The sequence below is a fragment of the Mailhella sp. genome (assembly GCF_057866825.1).
Genome location: NZ_DBMAHT010000096.1, coordinates 1 through 7,848 on the forward strand (window position 1 = coordinate 1; position 7,848 = coordinate 7,848).

Annotated in this window: 7 protein-coding genes; all 7 read right to left on the bottom strand. The window is 64.6% G+C overall.

Annotated features, from left to right (window positions below):
* Positions 1–78: 78 nt before the first annotated feature.
* Positions 79–1,017, bottom strand: a complete 939-nt coding sequence (locus ACZM96_RS08330) for a UDP-N-acetylmuramate dehydrogenase (RefSeq protein ID WP_489488486.1) — start codon at positions 1,015–1,017, stop codon at positions 79–81.
* On the bottom strand, positions 1,014–2,396 hold the full coding sequence (gene murC, locus ACZM96_RS08335; RefSeq protein WP_489488487.1) for a UDP-N-acetylmuramate--L-alanine ligase: 1,383 nt from the start codon (positions 2,394–2,396) through the stop codon (positions 1,014–1,016). The genes ACZM96_RS08330 and murC overlap by 4 nt, the downstream gene beginning before the upstream one ends.
* Before the next feature lie 12 nt (positions 2,397–2,408).
* Positions 2,409–3,527, bottom strand: coding sequence for an undecaprenyldiphospho-muramoylpentapeptide beta-N-acetylglucosaminyltransferase (murG, locus tag ACZM96_RS08340; RefSeq protein WP_489488488.1), 1,119 nt, complete (start codon positions 3,525–3,527; stop codon positions 2,409–2,411).
* Positions 3,528–3,529: 2 nt separating this feature from the next.
* On the bottom strand, positions 3,530–4,660 hold the full coding sequence (ftsW, locus tag ACZM96_RS08345) for a putative lipid II flippase FtsW (protein ID WP_489488490.1): 1,131 nt from the start codon (positions 4,658–4,660) through the stop codon (positions 3,530–3,532).
* On the bottom strand, positions 4,657–5,976 hold the full coding sequence (locus ACZM96_RS08350) for a Mur ligase family protein (RefSeq protein WP_489488491.1): 1,320 nt from the start codon (positions 5,974–5,976) through the stop codon (positions 4,657–4,659). The genes ftsW and ACZM96_RS08350 overlap by 4 nt, the downstream gene beginning before the upstream one ends.
* Positions 5,977–5,987: 11 nt before the next feature.
* Positions 5,988–7,070 carry a phospho-N-acetylmuramoyl-pentapeptide-transferase gene (gene mraY / locus ACZM96_RS08355; protein ID WP_294489017.1) on the bottom strand — a complete coding sequence of 361 codons (1,083 nt, stop codon included), beginning with the start codon at positions 7,068–7,070 and terminating at the stop codon, positions 5,988–5,990.
* Positions 7,060–7,848, bottom strand: a 789-nt coding sequence (locus ACZM96_RS08360) for a glutamate ligase domain-containing protein (protein ID WP_489488492.1), incomplete at its 5' end; no start/stop codon positions are given. The genes ACZM96_RS08360 and mraY, both read right to left, overlap by 11 nt.

Consider the following 7,848-nt stretch of genomic DNA (forward strand, 5'->3'; position numbering starts at 1 on the left):
ATTTTCTGGCGCGCGAAGGCGTTTCCGCCACGCTTTTTCTGCGCTGCGAATAGGAATTGCGGCGGGAGTGATTGCCGTTCAGCAGGGACATGACGACCACTCCTTGACTTCCATGACGAGTTCCACGCCGAATTTTTCACGCACGGCGCGCTGCGCCTCGCGGATGAGAAAAAGCGCGTCCTCGCAGAGGCCGGGCACGCCGCACTTCATGTCGTGGGCGAGGAAGTTGGCGTGCATGGGCGAGAAGAACATGGCTCCGCGCCTTCTGCCCTTCATGCCCGCCGCGTCGAGCAGTCGTCCGGCGGACTGTCCTTCGGGGTTCTGGAACACGCAGCCCGCCGTGTGCTCGTGCACGGGCTGACCGCTTTTCTTGCGCAGAAAGTTTTCCTTCATGGTTGCGCGCACGCTGCCGGGCTCCGCCCTGCGCAGGGAAAGCGTGACGGACACGCTCATGTACCACGCGCACGGTTCCGCAAGGGAAAAGTGCCGGTAGGCGGCCTTCCAGCCTTCGGGAGAGAGCGTGTGCAGGCCTTTTTCCGGGGTGAACACGTCGAGTGAGCGCATGAGCGGCGCGGTGCTGCACCCGTAGGCTCCGGCGTTCATGGCCACGGCTCCGCCGAGGCGGCCGGGCACGCCCACCAGACCTTCGAGTCCCGCAAGATCGCGCGCCGCGCACCAGGCGAGAAGATGCGGAACCCGCATGCCGGAGCCCGCGCGGATGAGTACGCGTCTGCCGTCCGGGCCGTCTTCTTCGCCGAGAATTTCAGGTTCGGCGGGCCGCCCGGCGGGCCCCTTGGCCCCGAAGAGCGGACGCAGCACCGTAAACGGCAGATCGCCGTCGTGAACAAGCAGATTGCTCCCGCCGCCGAGCACGCGCACAAAGCCCCCGACGGCGGCAAGCGCATCGGGCAGGCGCAGGCAGTCTTCCGGGGTGTCGAGGCGTATTTCCGCAAGGGCGCGGCCGCCTATGCCCAGGGTGGTGAGCGGAGCGAGGGCAGGTCTGTCTATGATGTTCACGCCATGTTCTCCAGCACTCGGGGACCCACGGTGGTCACGCTGCCCGCGCCCTGGGTGATGAGCACGTCGCCGGGACGAAGTTCGGTCTTGAGCGCTTCCACCACTTCGTCGAAGTTGGGCTTGTAGCACACGTCGGTCTTGGAGAACTGACGGATGCCGAGCGCGAGGTTCACGCCGTTCACGCCGGGAATGGGCGCTTCGCTCGCGGGATAGATTTCGGTGAGATAGAGCTTGTCCACGTTGCCGAAGGTCTGGCAGAATTCGCCGAACAGGGCCTGCGTGCGGGAGAAGCGGTGCGGCTGGAACACCATGACGAGGCGGCGGCCCGGGAATACCTGACGCGCGGTGCGGATGGTGGCCTGGATTTCCGTGGGATGATGGCCGTAGTCGTCGATGACGGTGATGCCGTTCTTTTCGCCCTTGAGCTCGAAGCGGCGGCCCACGCCGGAGAAGGCGGCCAGGCCTTCGACGCACTTTTCGGGCGCGATGCCGGCCTGAAGGGCCACGCCGATGGCGGCAAGGGCGTTCAGGATGTTGTGGCGTCCTGGCTGGGCGAGGGTGACGTCGGAAAGCAGCTTCTTTTCGCCGTCGCGGCCGCGCAGCCACACGTCGAAGCGGTTCACGGCGCCGCATTCGAGAATTTCGCCGCGGATGCGGCAGTCGCGTCCGAAGCCGTAGGTCACGAAGGGGCGCTTGATGCGGGGAATGAGACGGCGCACGCCGGGATCGTCGGCGCAGATGACGTTCATGCCGTAGAAGGGCACCTTGTTCATGAAGGCGACGAAGGCGTCGTCGATGGCGTCCTGGGTGCCGTAGTGATCGATGTGGTCGTAATCCACGTTGGTGACCACGTTGATGATGGGGAACAGGCACAGAAAGGATCCGTCGGACTCGTCGGATTCGGCGATGAGGTATTCGCCCTGACCGAGGTGACCGTTGGAGCGGTAGGCGTTGAGCAGACCGCCGATGATGACCGTGGGATCGAGACCGGCGGCGTCGAAGATGGCGGCGGTGAGGGAGGTCGTGGTGGTCTTGCCGTGGGTTCCGGCCACGGCGATGCCCGTGCGCAGACGCATGAGTTCGGCGAGCATTTCCGCGCGGGGTATCACCGGAATGCCGCGTTCGCGGGCGGCCTGCACTTCGGGGTTGTAGTCGGAAACGGCGGAGGAGCGCACCACCACCTGCGCGTCGCCGAGGTTTTCGGCGGCGTGACCGAGGTGAATCACCGCGCCGAGGCTGCGCAGACGCTGCACCGTGGCGCTGTTGGCAAGGTCGGAGCCGTGAACGCTGTAGCCGAGGTTGAGGAGCACTTCGGCGATGCCGCTCATGCCGGAGCCGCCTATGCCTATCATGTGAATGGCGCGAATCTTGTTGTTCATGAATATCCCGGATTATTTGGAGGTGTCGCCCGCGAGGGCCAGAAGTTGCGCGGCCACGGCGTCGGCGGCGTCGGGGCGGGCCAGGGAGAGCGCGCCCTTGCGCATGGCGGCAAGACGCGCTTCGTCGTTGAGCAGATCAATGAGCATGGGGGCGAGCTTGCCTTCCGCGGCGAGCTTTTCGGCGTCCTTCTGGGGCAGCAGCACGGCTCCGCCCGCTTCCTGCATGGCGCGGGCGTTGCTGGTCTGATGATCGTGCGCGGCGAAGGGGAAGGGAATGAACACCGCGGGCGTGCCCGTGGCGGCAAGTTCCGCCATGCTGGTGGCTCCGGCGCGGCAGAGCGCGAGATCGCATTCGGCGTAGGCCTTTGCCATGTCGTGAATGAAGGGGTGAACGATGCGGTCGGTTTCCTCGGCGGATATGCCCGTTTCGAGGTAGCGGCGGCGCACGTCGTCGTATTCGTTCGCGCCGGTCTGATGCAGAAGGTCGATGCCCGCCTTTCGCAGCTCGGGCAGCATGGATATCACCATGTTGTTGATGGCGCGGGCTCCCTGCGAGCCGCCCATGACGAGAAGACGCGGGGCGGCGTGCCTTTCGCGTTCGGCCCCGCCGAGGGCCGCGATGCCGCCGCGGATGGGATTGCCCGTGAGCACGCAGACCTCGTGGGGAAAGCTGGCGCCCACGGCGGGCTGATCCCAGGAGAGGCACACGCGATCGACGAGTCTGCCGAGAATGCGGTTGGCCGCGCCGGCGATGGCGTTCTGTTCGTGCAGGGCGCAGGGGCGGTGCATGAGACGGGCGGCGAGCACGGCGGCGAAGCCTGCGTATCCGCCGAAGCCCATGACGGCGTCGGGGTGGAAGCGGCGCACTATGCCCATGGCGCGCAGAACGCCGAGGCTCATGGCGGCCATGGCGGAAACGGCCTTCAGGCCGCGGCCGATGAAGCCGCGCACGGGCAGGCCTTCAAAGCGCACGCCGGCGCGCTGCACGAGATCGCGTTCGGGGCCGTATTCGCCGCCTACGAAGAGAACTTCGACGTCGGGTCTGCGCTTTTTGAGCGCTTCGATGACGGCGAGCGCGGGGAAGATGTGACCGCCCGTGCCGCCGGTGGTGATGATGATGCGAAGAGCCATGCTTACTCCCGAGCGGTTCGCGAATAGTTGAGCAGCAGACCGGCGCAGATCATGTTTGCGAGCAGGCTGCTGCCGCCGTAGCTGATGAAGGGCATGGCAATGCCCTTGGGGGGAACATTGCCGAGAATGACGGCCATGTTGAGCAGAAAGCTCAGCGCGATGATGAGCGTGAGCCCGTAGGCGGAGAGCCTGTCGCGCAGATTTCTCTGACCGAGCACCACACGATAGCAGCGATAGAAGAAGAGCGCAAACAGCACCATGACCACGGTGATGCCCACGAATCCGGTTTCTTCGCCGATGACGGACATGATGAAGTCGTTGTGGGCTTCGGGCAGATAGACGGTTTTCTGAATGCTGCCGCCGAGTCCCACGCCGAAGATGCCGCCGGATCCTAAGGCAAGCAGGCTCTGGACTATCTGATAGCCGGAGCCGCGGGCGTTGGCGAAGGGTTCGAGGTAGGCGGTCCATCGGGCCCAGCGGTAGGGCTCCACGATGATGAGGGCGACGACGAGCACGGCGGCGAGAATGAGCACCATGACGAGATAGCCGCCTCTGGTGCCGCCGCCGAGGCACATGAAGAAGAGGATGGCCAGCATGATGATGGTGCCGCCGAGGTCGGGCTGCATGAGCAGCAGCAGGCACATGATGAGGGTGATGAGCGTGGGCGGCAGCAGGCCGCGGCTGAATTCGCGGATCATGGCCTGCTTGGAGCTCATGAAGTAGGCCAGATACATGACGAGCGCCACACGGGCGAATTCCATGGGCTGCACCATCATGAAGTGGAAGTCGAGCCAGCGCTGAGCGCCGTTGATTCTGGGGCCGATGAGGGGGCAGAGGGCGAGCAGCACGAGCACCACGCCTATGCCCCAGTAGTGCAGCTTGTTGATGAACCAGCGCGGCAGCCAGCAGATGAGGGCCACGAACACGCCGCCGAGAAGCATGGTCTGGAGCTGACGGTGGAAGAAGTGATAGGATTCGTTGTAGGTGCGCTGACTGATGGGGCCGCTTGCGGAAAGCACGGCCACAAGACCCACGCACAGCAGCAGAAGCAGCAGGGCGAGCAGCCACCAGTCCACCGGCCCGGGGGGCAGGGTCTGTTCGGGCGCGGGTTGTTTTTTCTTGCGCAGGTTCATGCCTTCTCTTCCCGCATGGCGTTCACCAGGGCGCGGAAGTGATTGCCGCGCTCGATGTAGTTCTTGTACTGATCGTAGCTGGAAGTGGCGGGAGCGAGCAGCACGGCGTCGCCTTTCTGAGCGATGCCGCGGGCGCGGGCAAGGGCGAGATCCATGGTTTCGTCCCAGGTGACGGGCACCACGTCCTTCCACGCGGGCTCGAAGTGCTCGCGCGAGGCGCCGTAGAGGGCCACGGCGCGCACGTGTTCCTTGATGAGCGGGCGCATGCCTTCCACGTCGCCGCCCTTGAACTTGCCGCCGGCAAGCAGCACCACGGGCCTGTCGAAGGCGCGAAGCGCCACCTTGAGCGCCTCGATGGTGGTGCATTTGGAATCGTTCACGTACTGCACGCCGTCTATGTCGGCGATGTGCTCAAGGCGATGGGCGATGGGCGTGAATTCGCGCATGGCACGGGCGGCTTCCTCGCGGGTGACGCCGAAGATGGAGGCGGCCATGAAGGCGGCTTCGGCGTTGCTCTGGTTGTGCGCTCCGATGAGGCGGGTGTCCGGGAAGGGGCGGGCGCCGGGCGTGAGGAATGTCACGCGGGCCTTCATGCCGTATTCGCCGGGCAGGCGGGAGAGCGAGGGCGAAAGAATGGCCGTGTCGCTTTCGGTCTGCCGGGCGAAGAGGTTCATTTTGGCGTCGGTGTATTCCTTCATGTCCTTGTGGAAGTCGAGATGGTTCTCGGAAATGTTGAGCAGAATGCCCACGCGCGGATGCAGGGTGCTGCACGTCTGAAGCTGGAAGCTCGAAAGCTCCAGCACGATGACGTCGGCCTTCGGTTCGCCGCGGCGTCTGCCGAGCACGTATTCGGAGAGGGGCACGCCGATGTTGCCGCCCGTGAACACGCGCAGACCGTGGGCTTCGAGCATGGCGGAACAGAGGCTCGTGGTGGTGGTCTTGCCGCTCGTGCCGGTGACGCCGATCACGGGCTCGCCGTCGAGCAGCCTCCAGGCCAGTTCGGTTTCGGCCATGATTTCGGCCTTCGAGCCGTCTTCGCGCACGGGCAGGAGAGGCTCGATCACGGCCTTTGCCGCAGCGGGGCTCGGAATGACGAGATCCACGCCTTCGAAGTAGGCGGGAGCGTGTTCTCCTCCGAAGACGGGCACATGGTTTTCACCAAGCCAGGCGGAAAAATCCGCGGGCATCTGATCCGGCTTCTTTTCGAGCAGGCGCACATCCGCGCCGAGTTCGCGCAGCAGACGGACGGCGGCGCGGCCGCTTCTGCCTGCGCCTATGACGGCGACGCGGCGATGAGAAAGATCAAGAGGACTCATGACGGCATTCCTCAGCGGAGTTTGAGAACGGAAAGGGAAATGATGGCGAGAAGCACGGAAATGATCCAGAACCGGACGATGATCTTGGATTCCGGCAGCGGATGATCTCCCTTCTGAAAATGATGATGCAGCGGCGTCATGCGGAAAAGACGCCTGCCGTGCGTGGCCTTGAAGAAGCCGACCTGCATGATGACGGACACGGTTTCCATGACGAACACGCCGCCGGCCACCACGAGAATGAGTTCCTGCTTGCAGAGCACGGCAAGAAAGCCGAGCACGCCGCCGAGGCTGAGGGAGCCCACGTCGCCCATGAAGACCTGAGCGGGGAAGCAGTTGAACCACAAAAATCCGAGGCCCGCGCCCATGAGGGCGCAGCAGAGCACGGTGACTTCGCCCACGCCCGGCACGGCGGGCACCTGCAGGTACTGGGCGAAACTCGCGTGGCCCGCCACATAAATGAAGATGGCATAGACCATGAAGCACATGACCGCGGGCAGAATGGCCAGACCGTCGAGGCCGTCGGTGAGGTTGACGGCGTTCGAGGAGGCGATGAGCACCACCACGGCGAAGACCACGTAGAACACGCCGAGGTCGGGCATGAACTGCTTGAAGAAGGGCACGGAAAGGCGGCTGGAATAGGCGGGTTCCATGAGCAGCAGGCTGATGGCGGCCACGGAGACCACGATGAGGCCGAGCATTTTGGCGCGGGGGGAGAGGCCCTTGTTCTCATGGTGGCGTATTTTGGTGTAGTCGTCCACAAAGCCGACCACGCCGAAGCCCACGAACACGAGCAGGGTGAGCCAGATGTACACGTTGGAGAGATCGGCCCACAGCAGCGTGGAGAAGATGACCCCGGCCATGATGAGCAGGCCGCCCATGGTGGGGGTTCCGGCCTTGGCCTGATGCTCGGGCACGTAGGAGAGAATGGGCTGTCCCACCTTGAGGGCCGTGAGCTTTTTCAGAAACCACGGGCCCGTGATGATGGTGAACAGCAGCGCGAAGATGAGCGCCCCGGCGGAACGGAACGTGATGTAGCGGAACACGTTCAGCAGGGAGATGTCCTGACTGAAGGGCACAAGAAGGTTATAGAGCATGGGATTTCTCTTCCGTGAAGAGGGTTACGAGACGTTCCATCCGGTTGACCCGCGAGCCCTTGAAGAGCACGAGGCCGTTTCTGTCGTCGTGACGGCCGTCCTCCCAGCGCCGGAGTGCGGGCAGAAAGTCCTCGGGCTTCGGCACGTCGGCAAAGAAGCCCGAAAAACGTTCCTCGTCAAGACCTTCCTTCACTTCTTCGGCGTGCTCGCCGGTCCAGAACACGGCCGCGCATCCGGCACGGGCCAGGGTGCGGCCCAGGGTTCTGTGTTCGGCGGCGGCCACGTCGCCGAGTTCTCCCATGGCGCCCATGACGCACACGAAGGTCCGGCCTTTGGCAAGTTCTGCCGCGGCCTCGATCATGCGCGAGGCGGAAAGAGGATTGGCGTTGTACGTGTCGTCGATGACGGTCCAGCCGGGCACGTCGAGTCTGGCAAAGCGCTGGGCGGGGAAGGGCGCGCTTTCCACGCCCTTGCGGATCTCCTCGGCGCTCAGCCCGAACAGACGGGCCGCGGCCGCCGCGGCAATGATGTTTTCCGCGGCATAGGGGCCGGAAAGGGCGCAGGAAACGTCGAGCTCCTCGCCGTCAAGCCAGAGACGGTAGTTCCCCCGGCCCTTTTCGTCAAGCCCGAGATAGCCTGCGCGGAACGGCACCGGCTTGCCCTTGGTGGAAAAGAACACCGCGTCGGGCCGCAGGGCGCGCGCCTCGCGCACGAGGTCTTCGTAGTCGGCGCTCACGAGGGCGAGCCCGCCCTTTCTGATGTGCGCAAGCAGGCGCGA